This window comes from Bacillus sp. X1(2014), from assembly GCF_007678255.1.
The window spans coordinates 22,994-41,658 of record NZ_VEED01000019.1; the positions used below are offsets into that span (position 1 = coordinate 22,994).

Here is an 18,665-nt window from a genome sequence, read left to right on the forward strand (position 1 = left end):
ATAATTAGGCTTATTATATCGGATATGTTTTTATTTGTCACTAATTTTTTCTTTAATGGTTAAACGCTTTTAAGCACTAAAGCACTTTGTGTGATAATAGAACGAAATCAGCTTGTCCATTAAAGAAACCAATATAGATTTATTGATTTTCACCTACGGCCCCTGTTAAGGAACGGCTTGTAATTTTCCAGTGAGAAGCATTCCATAATGGCTCCCCATTTGAAAATAGGATCGTTTGCGGCGATTCATGTTTGATTTGGAATTTTTCTGCCACTTCAGTAGATAATGGACGAGAATCCTGGACGGCTAGGAAATAAGTAGGTACAGACTGATTTTCATTTGCAAATTTTTCATATTCCTTGTAAGCCGCATGGCTAATTGGACACGTTAAACTGTGCTTTAAAAGAAAGAACTTACTCTCCTTTTTTAATACTTCATCAAATTGTTCTACGGTATCAATTTTCTCTAACATGTGTACATTCCTCCAAAAATGAAATAAACGGTGAAGTAATTTTATCACTCCACCGTTTCTATCACAAATAAACTGATTCAACTCATCAATTTTTAAAGTTTAACCTTATTTTCTTCCTCTTCTAATGCCTTTTCTGCTTCTTCAATTTTTCTTCTTATTTCATTGCTGTCTACGGTCCCAATTTCGATGGATTTCTTTGCTTTACTTTTTTCTTTTAAGGGCTGAATCGGAATATAGTTCGATTCTGATTCGTTTACCTGTTCGTTCTGACTTGTTATTTTTCCTTTTACCTTATCCAATAGTCCGGTAGATTGCAGGACAATCCCTTGGGACAGGGAGGAACTTTTAGAGACTAATTCATTACTTTTGCTTATTACATTTTCTCTTATTGTCGATGTCTTATCAATAATGGAACCAGCTTGGTTACTAAACCTATTCCGAAGATCTTTTCCCGATTTGGGAGCCAGAAAGAGTGCTGCAGCAGCACCAACTACTCCTCCGATAATTGCACCAAGTAGAAAACTATTGGATGACTCTTCATTTCGAGCTTGATTCGTCTCTCTTGAATCAAAATCCCTATTTGACATCTTCAAATTCCTCCTCTATTTTCTAGTGTGATCTAATCTTCTTACCCTGGTTTAAGCTAATCTCATTTTTTTCATGCTTTCTTGCCTGCCATTTATCCTTTAATTCCAGAAAGACATTACTCCATTGCACAATTTGCGAAATTTTCTCTTTGCTTTCCTCAACCTGGTTATCAACTGATTTTGTAATATTTTTTAGTGTTCCATTAAATTTAGTGACTGTTGTGCCCACGTCTTTGACGGCATCAACAACACTTGTTAAACTTTCCGTTTTCTCTTTGAGATCATCTGCTAATGCGTTTGTTTTTTGTAAAAGTAGGGTCGTTTCAGCTGTTACACCATCTAACTGTTTTTCTAATCCAGTTAATGTTTTTGAAACACTAGTAAGTGTAACTTGAAATGATTTGAGCGTTGTCGATAAAAAGATGACAAGCACAAAAAATGCGATTGCTATCAAGGCTACGCTTAAGTATAAAATTATTTGCATCGTGCACCTCCGCCTTAATCCTTAATCCTATCAATATGTATATCCCATCACGGATAGATATAAACCTCGCTAATTATCTTATACTACTTCCATATTTTTGTCCTCTTTTCCTGCCTTTTCTTCTAAAAAATTTTCAACGACATGTTCACAAATGTTTTATTTTTCAACTTTAAGGCTTGATTCGGTTACAATATGTGAGTAAGGATATATTTTTGGTTGGAGGCGTATAGTAATGAAAGATCCACGTATTGAGAAACTAGCAAAAAACTTAATTAATTATTCGGTCCAGCTTCAAAATGGAGAAAAGGTTTTAATCGAGAACTTTGGGCTGCAGCGTGAGCTTGTGACCGCACTCGTAAAGGAAGCCTACTTAGCCGGGGGGTACCCTTTTGTGCTGTTAAAGGACCATCAGGTAGACCGCTCACTCTTATTCGGAGCACAAGAAGAGCAATTTAATATGATGGCCGAATTCGAAGCAAATGTAATGAGTAAAATGGATGCATACATAGGTCTTCGTTCCGGTGATAACATCAGTGAACAATCCGATGTCCCGGACGATAAAATGAAAATCCATGGCAATACGATAGGTAAAAAAGTTCATCGCGACATTCGTGTTCCAAAGACAAAATGGGTTGTCCTTCGCTACCCAACTTCTTCCATGGCTCAATTAGCTAAAATGAGTACCGAGGCATTCGAAGACTTTTATTTTGATGTTTGTAACCTCGATTACGGAAAAATGGATAAAGCAATGGACAGTCTGAAAGAGCTAATGGATCGAACAGACAAAGTTCGAATCACAGGTCCAGGAACAGACCTTAGCTTTTCCATTAAGGATATACCAGCCATAAAATGTGCGGGACGATTAAATATTCCTGACGGTGAGGTTTATACGGCTCCTGTACGTGACTCAGTCAATGGCGTAATTACGTATAACACTCCTTCACCATACCAAGGGTTTACGTTTGAAAATGTGAAGTTAACCTTCAAAGAAGGGAAGATTGTTGAAGCGGATTCAAATGATTCTAGTCGGATTAATAAAATCTTCGATACCGATGAGGGTGCACGTTATATTGGAGAATTTGCCATTGGCGTTAATCCGTTCATCCTTAATCCAATGCAAGATATCTTGTTCGATGAAAAAATTGCTGGCAGCTTCCATTTTACACCTGGGCAATGTTATGATGATGCCTTTAATGGCAACCATTCCAATATCCACTGGGATATGGTTAACATTCAGCGGCCGGAGTATGGCGGTGGAGAAATCTATTTTGACGATGTTCTAATTCGAAAAGATGGCCTATTTGTTCTTCCAGAGTTAGATGTTTTAAATCCCGAAAACTTAAAATAAAAAGAAAGGATGCCAATTACTTGCTGGCATCCTTTCTTTATTAATTCGCTAACTGTTTTTCGTAGGATTCCTGGAATTTTTGAATATCTCCAGCACCCATAAAAATAATGACGCTATTGTCATAGTCATTTAATACTGAAGTATGTTCTTCTGTAATGACTTCGGAACCTTCAATTCTTGCCTGAAGATCCTTGATTGTTAGTTTTCCATGATTTTCACGAGCAGACCCAAAAATCTCACATAAATAGGCTTTATCTGCTTCTCTTAAACTTTTGGCAAAGTCTTCAAGGAACGCTTGAGTGCGTGAAAAGGTATGTGGTTGGAAAACAGCCACAATTTTACGCTCGGGATATTTTTGCTTTGCCGCATCAATCGTTGCTTTAATTTCAGTCGGATGATGGGCATAATCATCGATTAATATTTGGGAACCGATTCTCTTTTCCGAAAATCTTCTCTTAACACCTTGGAAGGTGATTAATTGGTCCTTGACTACTTCTACACTAATTTCTTCATAATGACACAGACCGATAACGGCAAGTGCGTTTAATACGCTATGATCGCCAAAGGTTGGAATGGTGAATGTGTCATAGAATGTATTTCGAATGAAGACATCAAAAGTCGTTCCAGTAGTTGTCTTCACAAGGTTTTTTGCTTGATAGTCATTTTCCTCGCCAAAACCATAAAACAAGACGGGAACTTTTGCCTGAATTTTCTGAAGCTGTTCATCATCACCATAGGCAAATATTCCTTTTTTCACTTGAATTGCCATTTCTTGAAACGCTGAAAAGACATCATCAATATTTGCAAAATAATCAGGATGATCAAAATCAATATTCGTCATAATCGCATAGTCAGGAAAGTAAGACAAGAAGTGCCTTCTGTATTCACAAGCTTCAAATACGAAATATTCTGAGCCTTCTTTTCCTTTACCTGTCCCATCACCAATTAAAAATGATGTTGGCTTAGCTCCTTCAATTACATGGGCAAGTAAGCCTGTTGTAGAAGTCTTTCCGTGCGCACCAGTAACTGCTACACTAGTAAAGTTTTGCATAAAGTCACCTAAAAACCGATGGTAACGAACAATAGGAAGCCCAAGTTTCATCGCTTCTTGAATTTCCTCATGTGTATCTGGAAAAGCATTTCCTGCAATAATCGTCATTCCTGGCTTGATATTCTCCTTTTGGAAAGGAAGAATGGTAATCCCTGATTGCTCAAGGGCCAGTTGTGTAAAAAAGCGCTTTTCGACATCGGAGCCTTGCACCTTAAATTTCATATCATGCAGAACTTGTGCGAGTGCACTCATTCCAGACCCCTTTATACCGACAAAATGGTAAATAGTCATAGAAGAACCTCCAACAACGTCTATCTGTAAAACAGTATATGACATCTGTCTGTATTTGCTAACAAGAAAACAGAGGGCTATTGTACACTATAACTTCAATAACCTCTAAAAAACATATTTAATTATTATATCATTAATCAGCTCGAAAAACTATTTGCAAACAAATTCTTTAGATTCTGACTAGTTATTCACTATATATTATTTATCCTTGTAATGAAAGAATACTCTCAATTAATTATTTGCATTAGCCTCTAAAATGGATTCTAAATCTGCATGGGTAATTAATACTTCACGCGCTTTGCTTCCATTTGCACTAGTAATATAGCCACTAGTCTCAAGCATATCCATCAATCTAGCCGCACGATTATAGCCTATTTTAAAACGCCTTTGCAGACTTGATGTTGATGCTCCGCCCTGGTCAATGATAAACTCACAGGCCTCATAAAAAAGTTCATCTTCCGTTTCCGTTACTTGAGCTTTTTTTAATAATTCTTCTTGCTCAAACAAGTAATCCGGTTCGCGCTGTTCCCTAACATGACCTACAACCAGATCAATTTCTTCATCCGAGACAAACGTTCCTTGCAAACGGACAGGTTTAGATGAACCATTTTCTAAAAATAACATATCACCACGGCCAAGTAACTTTTCTGCCCCACTAATATCAATGATTGTACGTGAATCCACCTGAGAAGAAACAGAAAAGGCAATTCGCGTAGGAATATTGGCTTTAATTAAGCCCGTGATTACATCAACAGATGGCCTTTGTGTGGCAACAATTAAATGAATCCCACATGCTCTTGCCTTTTGAGCTATTCTACAAATAGCTTCTTCCACATCTGCTGGGGACATCATCATTAAATCGGCTAACTCATCGATAATAATAACAATAAACGGAAGTTTGTCCGCATATTGTTTATGCTTTATTGCCAGCTCATTAAAGCGATTAATGTCACGAACACCGGTATGGGCAAACAATTCGTAACGTCTTTCCATTTCTTCAACCGCCCATTTTAATGCAGCTGTTGCTGCCTTAACATCCGTTATAACAGGACTGACAAGATGTGGAATACGGTTATATGGTGCGAGTTCGACCATTTTTGGGTCAATTAATAATAGCTTTAAGTCTTCAGGGCTGGCTTTAAAAAGTAAGCTAACTAAAATAGTGTTAATGCAGACACTCTTCCCTGATCCTGTCGCACCAGCAATCAAACCGTGCGGCATTTTCTTCAAGTCTGTGACAATCGGCTTTCCGGCAATATCCAGGCCAAGGACGGCTGTTAAGGGAGAGGTAGATTCTTTGAAAGTACTGCTTTGAATAATTTCGTTAATAAATACAGGACGTGACTTTTGGTTTGGTACTTCAATCCCAATCGTATGCTTTCCTGGTATTGGAGCTTCCATCCTGATGTCTCTTGCGGCAAGGCTTAGCTTTATATCATCAGTTAGGTTGGTAATTTTGTTTACCTTAACCCCTGGCTCCGGCTGAACTTCAAAACGAGTAACCGCAGGACCTTGTGTTACATTAACAACACTGGCGCCGACATTAAAGTTTTGTAAGGTTTCGTTTAAAATTTCTTCTTGCTCTAATAACCATTTCGTATCATTCCCCACTGTCACAGGAGGGTTTAGCAAACTAGATGTTGGGAACACATAATGACTATCATCTGGTTCAGCCTGGGTGATCTCTTCTATTCTTGGGATTAGGTCGATCACTTGGTTATTCTTTTCCGACTGAACATATTCTTGTGTCTGCATAACTTGTGCTTCCACTACCCTATTTCTCTTCCGCTCTTCCCATTTTTGTTTATCTTGTTTTAACATCATCACATTAAATGGCAAATGAGAACGCTTTGGTACTGTGGGTTCAGATATAGTTTCTGGTTCTGGAATGATCTCAGGTTCTGAGAAAGACTCTAGTTCTGAAACGAACTCTGGTTCTGAAACGGAATCTGGTTCTAAAATGGTCTCTGGTTCTAATGTAACCTCGAATTCTGGTAAATCCTCTTCCACATCATTTGTTGCTGCTATTAATTCTTTTACCTCTTCAAATGAGTCTCCATCCTGTGGTTCTATGAATTCTTTCTGAACGATTTCTCCATGAGTTGTTTCCACATTGAGGATTTCCATTTCAATTTCTGATTGTTTAGTGATTTCTACTTCAGTTGCCACCCTTTCTGGAGGAGTTAAACTTTCAATCAGATTTTTTTCATCCTCTTCTAGAAAGTGGCTTAATTCATGCTCGATAACATTCTTCGTATTCTTCGGCCGATTAAACCCAAAAACGGGAGAAGGAATTTCTGTCGGTTGGAAGGGACCGCTCTTCTTACTAGTTGGTTCTGTTTTAAGTTTAGGCGGTTCCTGTTTAACCATTTTAACTTCTGGTTTTTCCCTAATGATTCTCTGATCCGGTTCTGGCAGCGAATTTTTTCTTTTTTGTCGTAATGTTTGTTCTTTTGGCTTGGGTTTTTCCTTAAGTTTTGGCGGATGAAAAGGATGATTACTGCCTTTTGGGTATTGATAGGACACCTTTGTCTCTAAATCCTTTACACTTTCATTTTTGTTTAGAAACGGCAGACCTTCTTGTTTATGTATTATGTAACCTTCAAATTCATCATCATCATCATCTTCTTTTCTTAATTTTTGAAATAGGTTTTGGAACCAGCTCAAAACTATCACTCTTTCTACTAACTACTTTAAATCTATCACTTTATTTTATCAGTTTTTTAGATTTTTTCGACATAATTCTTTCAAATGAGGCAAAATACACTCTGAATAATCAATCAATGAAAAAAGATCACTGTGACTGTGATCCTTTTTCTATTTTTAATTATTTATTTTTTCCTAAAATAAAAATAGGTTCTAATTCACCATTTTCATATAAAAATGATAGAGCTGTAATTGGTACATGACCGTTTGCAAAAAAACTCATGGCCATCTGCGCCATTACATCATATCCTCGATCATTACGAATATCAGCAATAATTAACACATCCTGGTGTGGAACAGCAAGCACCATCGTCCCCGTTATCTTCTTTTCGAATTCATTTAAGAACACCTTATTTAAGATCCGGCTTGCATCGTATCCATCATTTGTGTTTAAAAAGTAAAAGCTGTTGCCGGCGACTTGATCCTCTTTTAATGGAGTAGATAGGGATCTGGCATTAAATAAAGCAATTTCCTTAATTCTTGTTGCTTCCCAACCCTCTTTCGCCATGATACGAGAGTCGATTAACCGATAGGTATTGCCTTGATCATAGGCATAATAAATTTTTGTTTCCGCTGTGTGCTCATCAATTAAAAATGGCACTCCCTCTTCTGCTTCCTTTGGGAAGGATGAGGAGCGAATTACGGGGAAGATTTTTTTCTCATGATCGGTTAACTGAATTGCGTCCTCCATCGCACGAAGACCTTCTTCAATATAATAAACGACTTCATCGATGGCTTTTTCCTTTTGAATATGCCATTTCGCAATAATTCCAGGTATAGCGACTGTTATTCCTTTTCCTGACTCTTTACTTTCAAAGCGCAGTTGATCCTTCTCTCGATCATAAGAAATCACCCGATTTTCACGAGACAGGCGTCTCTCTAATTCGGTTTTCATTTTTCTGCTATCCATTTTCATTTTGAATTCCTCCATTTTTGGAGCTGCTTTTCTATTTTACATGAAAAACCCTCCATCTCAAAGTGATGGAGAGTTCTTCATAATTTTTTGGTTCTGGAAACAAGTCTGTTGATTTCCGCTCCAGGCACTCGCTTTCCGCGGGCGTGCCTTCTGCTCCAATCAACAGTGATTAAAAATTATTTTAAACCTGAGATAAAATTTTCTATTTCTTCTTGTGTTTTTCGGTCTTTGCTTACGAATCGGCCTAGTTCGTTTCCGTTTTCGAATGCGATAAAGCTTGGAATTCCGAAGACATCTAATTGCTGGCATATATCAATATACTCATCTCGATCAACATGAATAAATGTATACTCATTAAATTTGGATTCTATTTCTGGTAAAATCGGTTCAATAACTCGACAATCTGGACACCAGCCTGCTGAAAACATGAAAATTGTTTTTCCATGATCGCGAAGCTGTTCAAATTGCTCTGCTGACTCTAAATTCTTCAAAATCAACGCCTCCGTAAGAATCTTTTGCACTTTTCAATGCTTTCTTCTGAAATCATAGCAGTTAGACTGCTTTTCAGTCCAATCATCTGCTCCTTTTGTATTGTCCCACTAATAGGTTCATAACATGAGTAAACATTTCAGAGCGATTCACCATTCCGTTAGTAAAAATACCAACTGCTCCCTCTTGTTTCCTTACATTTTTACTTTTCGCATAATCTTCCATAACCGGTCCGAGCTCTTCACCTGCCCTTAATCTGACTGCTACTTCTTCCGGAAGAGGGATCCTTGCTCCTCCGGCAATAATCGGTTCCCTATCATTGGATACAAGTGCCCCCCAGTTACAAATGAATAATCCGTAACTCGTTTCTTGAACACCGCCCTCAAGTCCAATTCCAATGTCTCCATTTCCATGTTGGAGGGCACCAATTGCTCGGTTTATGGCCCCTTTTATTGTTTCATCATCAGAAAACGGCTGTTCGTTAACTCCTGATGGAATATCTAAGTCAACAAATTCATGGTTCTCAGTAAAACAATTTTTCACTGCATTAATTTTAGCAGGGTTCTTTGACCCAATAATAATTTTCATGATGATAACTCCTTTTGAATAAGTAGGCTGTGTTAAAGTTAACTGTTGATTTTAGCACTCTGTTGATTGGAGTGGAAGGCACGAAGACTCCTGCGGGAGTACGGGGCAGGGGAGACCCCACAGGCGCTAAGAGCGCCGAGGAGACTCCCCGCAACGCCCGCGGAAAGCGAAGTGCCTGGAGCGGAAATCAACAGACTAGTTTTACACAGCAAAAAAGTAAAGGGAGCATAAAATGCCCCCTAAAAAATTAACTTAACTGTTCGCTTTTATTGTATCAACCGTTGTTTTGTCACAAGCCTTGACTAGTTTAACAATCAGTTCTTTCGCAGCTGCATAATCATCTACATGAACAATCGAGGCATGGGTATGAATATAACGCGAACAAATACCAATAACCGCACTTGGAATACCCTCATTTGATTGATGGACCCGGCCGGCATCTGTTCCGCCCTGTGAAACAAAATATTGGTACGGAATTTTATGTGTTTCAGCAGTATCGAGGACGAACTCTCTCATCCCGCGATGTGTGACCATTGTCCGGTCAAGGATTCGAAGTAATGCCCCTTTCCCTAATTGGCCAAATTCATTCTTATCACCCGTCATATCATTAGCGGGACTTGCGTCGAGTGCAAAAAAGATATCTGGATTAATCATATTAGCCGCAGTTTGAGCACCACGTAACCCGACTTCTTCTTGGACCGTTGCCCCTGAATAAAGTGTATTTGGTAATGTTTCGTCTTTTAATTCCTGGAGTAACTCAATAGCTAAGCCACAACCGTAGCGGTTATCCCATGCTTTTGCTAATATTTTTTTCGGATTGGCCATTGGTGTAAATGGACAAATTGGCAGAATTGCCTGCCCTGGCTTAATCCCTATCCGTTTCGCATCCTCACGGTCGTCTGCACCGATATCGATCAGCATATTTTTAATTTCCATTGGTTTATTCCGCTTTGCATCGTCTAATAGATGTGGCGGTATCGAACCAACAACCCCAATCACTGGGCCGTTATTGGTCATCACTTGAACACGCTGGGCAAGAATTACTTGACTCCACCAGCCGCCAAGCGGCTGAAAGCGAAGCATTCCGTTTTCTGTAATCGCGGTTACCATGAAGCCTACTTCATCCATATGACCTGCTACCATTACAGTAGGGCCCGTTTCAGCTCCCCTTTTCACCCCAAAAATACTGCCAAGATTATCTTGAACAAGTTCATCTGAGAATTGAGATAATTGTTCCCTCATAAATTTTCTGACTAAATGTTCATTTCCGGGAGCACCGGGAAGTTCTGTTAATGTTTGAAAAAGCTTTAAGGTTTGATCGTTCATTTTTTGAGCTCCTTTAGGTTTCTCGGGTTAATTTATGTATATATTTAATTTTACAGAACTTTGGTTTCTCTTTCCATCATTTGAATTTAATACATGTAATAGTATGTTCCTATCCATTAATACGATATACTGAGAAGAGAATCCTATCTTTTCCAAATTTTTATCTTTGGGAGGTCCTTTATGAATTGGAAGTCATTTCTCCTCGGTGCAGCGGTCGGTATGATTAGCGGTTATGCTGCCAAAGAATTCATCGATAGTAAAACTAAGGTATCGGCAGAAAAAGTATTAGAACAAGTAAAAAAGCAATTTACCAAGAATGGTCCAATCAATGGTTCATGGATACATATGGAAGCAGAGCCGTATGAAAAGCAGCACATCAATTACCTCGTCTACAAAGGCGGCATTTCTAAAAACAATGATGGTACAACTGAGCAATTCGAATTCATTGCCGATGCCCAAACAGGTACACTTTTGGATGTTCGTTCTTTGTCCAGCGATCTAGTTTCATAGTAAGAATAGCCGTACCTGACAGGTTACGGCTATTTTTTTGCTTAATTTTCTCTTTTAATACTTTCAACAATTTGCTTGCCGTCCGAATCCCATTTCACTGCCCGGTAAAAAGCATCATGATAAAAACTAAACCATGCGTTGTTATGTAATCCGTATGGAAGCCATTTTTCCTTGGCTGCAATCGAAGTCATTGGATAGTCATCATAAGCCATCACCCATAATACAGGTTGGTGAGCATGAGTTGCCATCAGATCAGCCATATGAATCAACAATTCTCCACGGTCCTCTATAATAAGGATTGAATGTCCGTTACTATGACCGCCGGTATGAACCATGGTTAGCGCTCCTAAATTCCATTTTTCTTCAAAAGGAACTACCTGCGCTTCAATCGCTTCCCAATTTTCTTTCCAATATGTATTTTTCGAGCGTATATTAGGGTTCCGCATTTCATCCCATTCTACTTGTGAGGTAATGATTTTTGCATTAGGAAAGGCTGAAACGTAATGTCCATTCTCTAGCTTTGTCAGGCCCCCTGCATGGTCAAAATGCAAATGAGTCATCAAGACGTAATCGATATCTTCTGCGTGTAAACCTAACTTAGCTAAAGATTCAACCAGCTCTGATTCTTTCGTTACACCAAAATTTCTTAATTGTTTTTCTGATAATTTCCCTTTACCAATTCCCGTTTCGACTAAGAAATTTTTCCCATCCATTTGAATGAACATCGGATCCGTTGGTAATTCAATTTGGTTTCTTTCATTGGAGGGATATTTCTTCGACCACATTCCTTTCGGAACAACCCCAAACATAGCACCGCCATCTAAATTTGTTACACCTCCAGATAACCATGTTATGGTGACACCGCCAATTTTTACTGTTTGCAACCCTACTTCCCCCTTTGCTCCTTTTCTATATATTAACATTTTGTATATATTTGAAGAAATAAAAAGAACAGCTCAATAATGAACTGTCCTGAAAAAGTTAGTTTTGATATTTTACTTCGCAGCGATAAATACGGCTTCCTTTTTCTGAAAATTTCTCTTCATACTCTGTCATGATGTTTCCTTCATAATCACTTTTATGAAGATCTAGACTAATGTACTTTAATAATAATCCGTACTCCGAAAAGCTAATTAGAGAATGTTCAAATAACCCTTGGTTGTCTGTTTTAAAATGGATTTCTCCACCATCAACCATAATATCCTCATAAAGCTTTAGGAAGTCCTTATATGTTAATCTTCTTTTTCTATGACGGTATTTTGGCCATGGATCAGAAAAGTTCAAATAGACCTGGTCCACATCATTTTTGGCAAAATATTTCGGCAAATCCACCGCATTTACATTAAGGAGCCTGAGGTTTGGTAAATCGGCTTCAATTAATCGTTCTAAAGCAGTAATGATAACACTATCGTATAATTCAATACCAATATAATTTATCGTCGGATTAGCTCTTGCCATTTCCGTAATAAATTGACCTTTGCCTGTACCAACTTCAATATGAAGCGGTTGATCGTTATTAAAAACTTCATGCCATTTTCCTTTATATTCTTCAGGATTGGCAACAATATATTGAGGATGCTGCTCGATTTTTTCCTTTGCCCAAGGTTTATGTCTAACTCTCATTTATGACACTCCTAAAAATAATATTGTTCGTTACATATATCATGCACCATTTTTCAGTACAAGTTTAACTTAATGGAAAATAAGGTCATGCATAAACAAAAAAAGAATTCACAACCTAACAGTGTGAATTCTTGTTTTTAAAAAACACTTGAGAGGGTGTACATTCATGCCATTAAGTCATGATGACCAAGTCACTTTATTAAAAGATATATTAAACAATCATCAAACCGATTGCTGCGGGTCTGTTGCAGAATGTGAACAATTAGAGCGATTAGTGAAATCTCTAATGGTAAACACAGAGGTTGATCAAAATGTTAAGAATATCTTACAGGAAGTATATCAGTACAGCCACCATGGAGTTGGTACAGCTGATTTGGATCAACATATTTTATCTAACCAAGCAAACTTATCAAGTTGGGTAAGTAATATTGACCAATTTTCCTGATTAGCGAATTTCATCTAAGAACTTTATCCACTTGTTCATTTCTTCCAAGCGATTTTTATTCTTATACCATTGAATTGAAGAAAGCGTCTGAATGGTAACATACCATTTCATTCGTAACTTTAGGTTATCGGTCAGCTCTTTGCCGTACATGCTTAACCAATCCTGCCAATTTTCTTTTGGAATATACCAATAAAGGAGCAATCCTAGATCAATGGCGGGGTCAGCGATCATTGCCCCATCCCAATCAATCAAATACAACTGGTTGTCTTCAGCAAGCAGCCAGTTGTTATGGTTAACATCTCCATGACAAACCACTTTCTCATCGCAATAGACATTTAATGCTTCCTTTTTTAAAAAGCTCATTGCATTTTGCACTTCAGGCAAGGAAAGTACCTGTTCATCTAACTCGTTTACCACCGATTGCAATATAGGCTCTGGATGTAAAGGAGATGTCTCTATCCGGCTTAACATACCCAACATTGGCTCTGAGCAATGAATCTTCTTTAGCAGTCTAGCAACGAGTTTTTGATTCATTTCTGACGGCTTTAGTTCTCTGCCGGGAAGCCACTGCTGTGCAGTAATTACATCTCCACTTTCCAACCTTTTTGTCCAAACAAGCTTTGGGACAATGCCTTCTGCTGAGAGTACAGCAAGGAACGGAGACGAATTCCGTTTCAAAAAAAGCCTTTGGTCTTTATATTTTGCATAAAAGGCTTCACCTGTTTTGCCTCCAGCAGGGGTAATTTCCCACTCTTGTCCTAGTATATGATCCAAAATTGCTCACCTTCAATTTATGCCGTTCTTATGGGCTTATTCCCCTATATCAGAGGTATAACCTGCGTTGCCGGAAGGTCTTATATTACCACAGTTTCATCAACAGCTTTTATTTTTTTAAAATAAAAAAAAAGCTATTGAAACCATTGCACACAATAGCCATCTTATTAAATTTTATCTCGGATTACCTTTTTTCGTCAAGTATATCTGCAGAAACTATTTTTTTAGCAAAACATTTATGGATACTGGTTCGATACTTATTTCTTCCCTATAAAAAATCCCCTTGGAAGTAATCCCTGCATTTTTATGATCAACTAAGACTGACCAATCCCCTTTTGGTAACGTAATATTATGCTTTTTTGTCGTGGAATTGATTAATAAAATTAGTTCATTATCACCTTTAAACCAATATCCCAACAAGGGTGAGGCTAATGGAATTTGTTGAATATTTGACCTGATTTCTGCAGAAGTTCTCATTCGGAAACAAGCAAATTTCTTACGGACTTGAATAAGTCTTTTTACATATTCTACGTTATCTTTATAAATAATTTTTCTTTCCCAGTCCAGTTGATTGATTTCATCAGAGGAACGGTAACTATTCCCCTCCCCCTTTTTTGTTCGAAAAAACTCTTGGCCACTGTGTAAAAAGGGGATTCCTTGAGACAATAAAACAATTGCTGTGGCGAGTCGATGATACTTTATTCGTAAAGAATCATCCGCATCGGGGAGACATGCTAGAAGTTTATCCCACATCGTGTGATTATCATGACATTCTACATAATTTAATGACTGAAAAGGTTCATTAAAAGTACCCGGCCCCTGTTTCGTATAACCGATGCTGCCAGTCATGACTTCATTAGCTGCCTCGAGGTAATGATCATTACCTAAGGCATAGCCTTTATCAAATAAGTTGAATGAGCTTCCCTTGATAGAATCACGAAATTTATCATTGAATTGAGCGATATGTGGCATTTTTGCCTGGTTTCCAATTGTTGCTTTCTGCTCTGTTGAAAGTGGTGTGTTGAGGTTCCAGCCTTCGCCAATGATTATTGTCCCTTTTGAAAGACTATCGCAAACTTTCCTTACCTCTTTCATCGTCTCCACATCCAAGATCCCCATTAAATCAAAACGAAATCCGTCAATATGATATTCCTCCAACCAATATTGAATTGAATCCACGATATATTTTCTGACCATCTTGCGTTCCGAGGCAATATCATTTCCAACCCCCGTACCATTTGACGGAAGTCCAATCTCGTTATGACGAAAATAATAACCAGGAACCACCTTTTCAAAAGAGGAAGTCTCACGAACATATACATGATTATATACCACGTCCATGATTACTCTGAGGCCAAGACTATGAACTTGATCAATTAACTGCTTTAATTCGATAATTCTTGAATATGGATTGGCAGGATTCGTTGAATAGCTTCCTTCAGGGGCATTGAAATGAAGAGGATTGTATCCCCAATTATATTCCTTATTTCGATGCAGTTCATCCACACCAGCAAAATCATGAAAAGGCAGGAATTCAATATGGGTAACACCCAAGTCTTTAATATACGCTAACCCCGTAGGTTCCCCATCCATTCCTTTTGTATTTTGCTCGCCAGCACCAAGATAAAGACCTTTATTCTTCACACCACTTTTTGGATGAATCGTTAAGTCCCTTATGTGGGTCTCATATATGATGGCATCCACTGAATTTTCAATGGCAGGTAAGTTAGGACGCGGTCGCTGGGTTTTATCAAGTCTTACAATCACACCAAGTTCACCATTAACAGTCACGGATTTTGCATAAGGATCCACTGCCTCACGCCATTCTTGATTGACTAAGATAAGAAAGCTATATTGATAGAGCTCTATATCACGGCTTATAGCAACAGACCATATACCACGATCTTCTCGTCTCATTTTTACGATTTCTGAAAAACTGCTATTAGGCGGACGTAACTTTAATTTAACCTGGGTAGCGGTGGGTGCCCAAAGCTTAAACCGGGTTAGCCCCGGTTGAAAGGTAATACCGAGATCATTTCCGTTATAATAAAATTTCTCGTCAAATTCTTCTGTTCGAATTACGGCACCAATTTGGAGGTCTGTTTTTCCTCCATGCTCATCGATAATCACATATTGTTTTTCAAAGGAATAATCCTTTGAAAATTCGCAAATATATTTCATTTTATTATCTATTTGCACCTTCTCGATTATTTTCAATGGATGCTCTTGAAAATCACTTGTAATCGAAAAGGAGGATGATAATCCGTGATGATAGGAAAGAGGAAGAAGAATCGTAATGATCTTCATCTCATCTAGATAGGCAAAGAAATTTCGGTCAGTAGCAATCATTCGAGTCCCTCTCTTTCATCTCCACTTCTTTTGGACGTTTTCTTCTTGTTAACACTTCCAGAGCGCTTGCTTGAAGGTCTATCTTCAATGGTGTAAATCCAATATGCTCCCCATCGGCATGAACAAAAAGGTTTGTTGGAGAATGGATGGAAACACTCCTGCCCGTATAAGTTTTCACTTCTTTAAAATGGATGTGCTTTCCCCAAAATACACTTATAAAAACAAGCAGCAGTTTCCATCTTGATAATTGATGGACTACGGTAATGTCAAAAAGGCCATCATCTGGTTCAGCGGCAGGGGCAATTTTCATCCCACCGCCATAATAGGGTTGATTGGAAGCAGTTACAAACCATGTCTGTTCAAATATATGCTTTTTTCCGTCAATTGATAAATCAATTGTTGAGGTTTTATAAGTAAATAATTTTTTTAGCAAAAAATAAACATAAACCATTCTGCCCAACAAAAGTTTATTTAATATGGCTTTCATCCGGGATTGATTCACTTCATAGGAAATGATGGCATCAAATCCAGCACCCATGTTATTAATAAAAAAGTACTGATTTGATTCAGCCAATGTTATTCTCCCAATATCGATTGGCAAACCCTTATGTTTTGCTAGACGGAGTATCACGGCTAAAGCTTCAACAGGATCTCCTGGAATTTGAAAGCCTCTAGAAAAGTCATTTCCGGATCCACCAGGAACAAATCCAAGTGTAATGTTATTATTATTGACCGCCCCATTCATCACCTCGTGCATCGTTCCATCTCCACCCACGGCAATAACAATCTTTTGCTCAGAATTCTTTTCCGCGATTTGTGTTGCAAGAATCTTGGCATGTCCAGGGGATTCAGTAAAAAATGCAAGGTACTTTATATGATTAACTTTTAGTTGGTGCTCCACTCTTTCCCATATCTTAAAGCAATGACCGTTGCCCGCTTTAGGATTTATAATAAAGTAAATTTGCTTCATAATACCAACCTTTATTTATTTTATGTGTTTGTAATGGTTAAAGGATATATTTTTATGGCTTCATACTTTGGTGTTTTGTTCAGGAGTGTTTGATATAGAACCACATCAACAGCATCAAATGAAAGGGGCATAGGCTGGAGTTCCTCCCACAGTTTAAGCATCTCGTTTTGAAAAGGATGTTCCCCCATCCATTTTCTCGCAAGAGTAATATGGGGACGAAATGGTCTTGTTTCCAGTTGAAACCCTACCTGTTCACAGGCGGAAAATACTTTTTTTCTGATGGTTTGTAAATGCGTGCTTTCCTCTGTATCGGCCCAGAAAACACGGGGTGAAGTAACACTACCGAAAAAACCAAGTCTGTTGATGTTCAATGTAAGTGCAGTCTCATCGCTAAGGGCAATTCTAACGTCTTTATCTGCTTCTGTTAATTTATCAGGTGGGGCACCGCCAAGAAACGCTAGGGTAATATGTAAATCCTGATAATGCACCCATCGGCTAAATGGGATCATTTCCCTGATTTTTTCCATGTGATTTCTCATTACTTGTTTCGTATGCTCTGGTATTCTTACGGCAAAGAAATAATGGGATCGTTTTTCCATAGTTATGTTCCCTTCTATAAATAATTCTAGTCTATTTTGTCCTAAATGTATCTATTAGCAGACAGACAATTAGCGGATTTTTTTACAAAGACTTAATATTTATTTATTATTAGATAGGAAACTAATTATTTGGTATTAACTTCAAAGGATAGAAGGGACGCGGGCTTCTTGAAAGTAGTCAATAATATAGCTGAACTAATCGGAGATACACCACTCGTTAAACTAAATCGATTAGCACCCAAGGATGGGGCATCGGTTTATTTAAAGTTGGAATACTTTAATCCTAGTAAGAGCGTAAAAGACCGTGCAGCATATAATATGATTGTAGAAGCTGAAAAGGCTGGAAAATTAATAACAGGTTCCACTATTATCGAGCCGACAAGTGGAAATACAGGCATTGGCCTTGCCATGAATGCCGCTGCACGTGGATATAAATCGATTATCGTCATGCCTGATACGATGACACAAGAAAGAATCAGTATTTTAAGGGCATACGGTGCAGAAGTTATCCTTACACCTGGGGATGAAAAAATGCCAGGGGCCATAAAAAAAGCCCTTGAATTAGCTAATGAGATTCCCAATAGCTTTGTTCCTATGCAATTTGAAAATCATGCGAACTCAGATGCACACCGTCATACTACCGCTGTAGAAATCATTGAAGCAATGAACGAACTCGGCAAACCGCTTGCTGCCTTTGTTGCCACCGCCGGAACAGGGGGAACGATTACGGGTACAGGAGAAACATTAAAAGCACATTTTGAAAATATAACAGTTCACGTCGTGGAACCAAAAGGCTCGCCTGTTTTGTCAGGCGGAAAACCTGGCAAGCACAAACTTGTTGGGACAAGCCCAGGATTTATTCCAGATATTCTTAATCAGGATGTCTATGATGAAATCCATCAAATCAATGATGAAGATGCCTATGATATTGCACGCAGGTTGGCTGTAGAAGAAGGTCTTCTTGTCGGGCCATCCTCGGGTGGGGCATGCTTTGCTGCGATAGAAGTTGCCAAACGTTTAACCCCTAATGATGTCGTTGTTTGTATTGCTTGCGATACAGGGGAGAGGTATTTATCCAGTGACCTATTCCAATTCTAAGTAAAAAGACGTGGACACTTTCTGTGTTCACGTCTTCAT

Annotated in this window: 20 protein-coding genes; 5 read left to right on the plus strand and 15 right to left on the minus strand. The window is 38.3% G+C overall.

The annotated features are described in order from the left end of the window. Positions 1-139 precede the first annotated feature (139 nt). From ytxJ to FS608_RS24415, 3 genes are all read right to left on the minus strand, one after another. The gene (gene ytxJ / locus FS608_RS24405; protein ID WP_144555153.1) at positions 140-472 is read right to left on the minus strand and encodes a bacillithiol system redox-active protein YtxJ; all 333 of its coding nucleotides are present in this window, start codon (positions 470-472) and stop codon (positions 140-142) included. A 92-nt stretch (positions 473-564) separates the two neighbouring features. Then, on the minus strand, positions 565-1,059 hold the full coding sequence (locus FS608_RS24410) for a YtxH domain-containing protein (RefSeq protein ID WP_144555154.1): 495 nt from the start codon (positions 1,057-1,059) through the stop codon (positions 565-567). A gap of 22 nt (positions 1,060-1,081) precedes the next feature. Then, positions 1,082-1,543 carry a DUF948 domain-containing protein gene (locus FS608_RS24415; protein ID WP_144555155.1) on the minus strand — a complete coding sequence of 154 codons (462 nt, stop codon included), beginning with the start codon at positions 1,541-1,543 and terminating at the stop codon, positions 1,082-1,084. Between the two features lie 232 nt (positions 1,544-1,775). Here FS608_RS24415 and FS608_RS24420 point away from each other — a divergent pair, with 232 nt between their 5' ends. Continuing rightward, complete coding sequence (locus FS608_RS24420) at positions 1,776-2,891, plus strand: aminopeptidase (protein ID WP_144555156.1); 1,116 nt, start codon at positions 1,776-1,778, stop codon at positions 2,889-2,891. A gap of 40 nt (positions 2,892-2,931) precedes the next feature. On the opposite strand, the gene murC is transcribed toward FS608_RS24420, so the two are convergent. The 5 genes from murC to FS608_RS24445 form a co-directional block, all read right to left on the minus strand. Next, the gene (gene murC, locus FS608_RS24425) at positions 2,932-4,233 is read right to left on the minus strand and encodes a UDP-N-acetylmuramate--L-alanine ligase (protein ID WP_144555157.1); all 1,302 of its coding nucleotides are present in this window, start codon (positions 4,231-4,233) and stop codon (positions 2,932-2,934) included. A gap of 231 nt (positions 4,234-4,464) precedes the next feature. Further along, positions 4,465-6,900: a DNA translocase FtsK gene (locus FS608_RS24430; protein WP_144555159.1), complete on the minus strand. Its 2,436-nt coding sequence runs from the start codon at positions 6,898-6,900 to the stop codon at positions 4,465-4,467. Positions 6,901-7,060: 160 nt separating this feature from the next. Further along, positions 7,061-7,849: a DUF1444 domain-containing protein gene (locus tag FS608_RS24435; RefSeq protein WP_144555243.1), complete on the minus strand. Its 789-nt coding sequence runs from the start codon at positions 7,847-7,849 to the stop codon at positions 7,061-7,063. Between the two features lie 182 nt (positions 7,850-8,031). Continuing rightward, positions 8,032-8,346 (minus strand): thioredoxin family protein, encoded by a 315-nt coding sequence (locus FS608_RS24440; RefSeq protein ID WP_144555160.1) that lies wholly within the window; start codon positions 8,344-8,346, stop codon positions 8,032-8,034. A gap of 82 nt (positions 8,347-8,428) precedes the next feature. Next, complete coding sequence (locus FS608_RS24445) at positions 8,429-8,932, minus strand: DUF84 family protein (RefSeq protein ID WP_144555162.1); 504 nt, start codon at positions 8,930-8,932, stop codon at positions 8,429-8,431. 29 nt (positions 8,933-8,961) lie between these two features. On the opposite strand from FS608_RS24445, the gene FS608_RS30930 reads away from it, so the two are divergent. After that, entirely contained in the window at positions 8,962-9,183 is a 222-nt protein-coding gene (locus FS608_RS30930) for a hypothetical protein (RefSeq protein ID WP_222127402.1), read from the plus strand. A 1-nt stretch (position 9,184) separates the two neighbouring features. On the opposite strand, the gene FS608_RS24455 is transcribed toward FS608_RS30930, so the two are convergent. Beyond that, entirely contained in the window at positions 9,185-10,258 is a 1,074-nt protein-coding gene (locus FS608_RS24455) for a M42 family metallopeptidase (RefSeq protein ID WP_144555163.1), read from the minus strand. Positions 10,259-10,438: 180 nt separating this feature from the next. Here FS608_RS24455 and FS608_RS24460 point away from each other — a divergent pair, with 180 nt between their 5' ends. Further along, entirely contained in the window at positions 10,439-10,768 is a 330-nt protein-coding gene (locus FS608_RS24460) for a PepSY domain-containing protein (RefSeq protein ID WP_144555165.1), read from the plus strand. A gap of 41 nt (positions 10,769-10,809) precedes the next feature. Here FS608_RS24460 and FS608_RS24465 read toward each other — a convergent pair whose 3' ends face one another. After that, entirely contained in the window at positions 10,810-11,652 is an 843-nt protein-coding gene (locus FS608_RS24465; RefSeq protein ID WP_144555167.1) for a YtnP family quorum-quenching lactonase, read from the minus strand. A gap of 97 nt (positions 11,653-11,749) precedes the next feature. Further along, a complete protein-coding gene (gene trmB, locus FS608_RS24470) occupies positions 11,750-12,391 on the minus strand; it encodes a tRNA (guanosine(46)-N7)-methyltransferase TrmB (RefSeq protein WP_144555169.1) in 642 nt (213 codons plus the stop codon). 166 nt (positions 12,392-12,557) lie between these two features. Between trmB and FS608_RS24475 the strand changes: the two genes are divergently transcribed. Further along, positions 12,558-12,836, plus strand: a complete 279-nt coding sequence (locus tag FS608_RS24475; RefSeq protein WP_098574557.1) for a YtzH-like family protein — start codon at positions 12,558-12,560, stop codon at positions 12,834-12,836. Here FS608_RS24475 and FS608_RS24480 read toward each other — a convergent pair whose 3' ends face one another. From FS608_RS24480 to thpR, 4 genes are all read right to left on the minus strand, one after another. Then, positions 12,837-13,610 carry a phosphotransferase family protein gene (locus tag FS608_RS24480; RefSeq protein ID WP_144555171.1) on the minus strand — a complete coding sequence of 258 codons (774 nt, stop codon included), beginning with the start codon at positions 13,608-13,610 and terminating at the stop codon, positions 12,837-12,839. It abuts the gene before it with no gap. Between the two features lie 216 nt (positions 13,611-13,826). Further along, positions 13,827-15,959, minus strand: a complete 2,133-nt coding sequence (pulA, locus tag FS608_RS24485) for a type I pullulanase (protein WP_144555174.1) — start codon at positions 15,957-15,959, stop codon at positions 13,827-13,829. Then, complete coding sequence (locus FS608_RS24490; RefSeq protein ID WP_144555176.1) at positions 15,946-16,929, minus strand: diacylglycerol/lipid kinase family protein; 984 nt, start codon at positions 16,927-16,929, stop codon at positions 15,946-15,948. Before FS608_RS24490 ends, pulA begins: the two co-directional genes overlap by 14 nt. Before the next feature lie 20 nt (positions 16,930-16,949). Further along, on the minus strand, positions 16,950-17,528 hold the full coding sequence (thpR, locus tag FS608_RS24495) for an RNA 2',3'-cyclic phosphodiesterase (RefSeq protein WP_144555178.1): 579 nt from the start codon (positions 17,526-17,528) through the stop codon (positions 16,950-16,952). A gap of 168 nt (positions 17,529-17,696) precedes the next feature. On the opposite strand from thpR, the gene cysK reads away from it, so the two are divergent. Next, positions 17,697-18,626 (plus strand): cysteine synthase A, encoded by a 930-nt coding sequence (gene cysK, locus FS608_RS24500; RefSeq protein ID WP_144555180.1) that lies wholly within the window; start codon positions 17,697-17,699, stop codon positions 18,624-18,626. Positions 18,627-18,665: the final 39 nt, after the last annotated feature.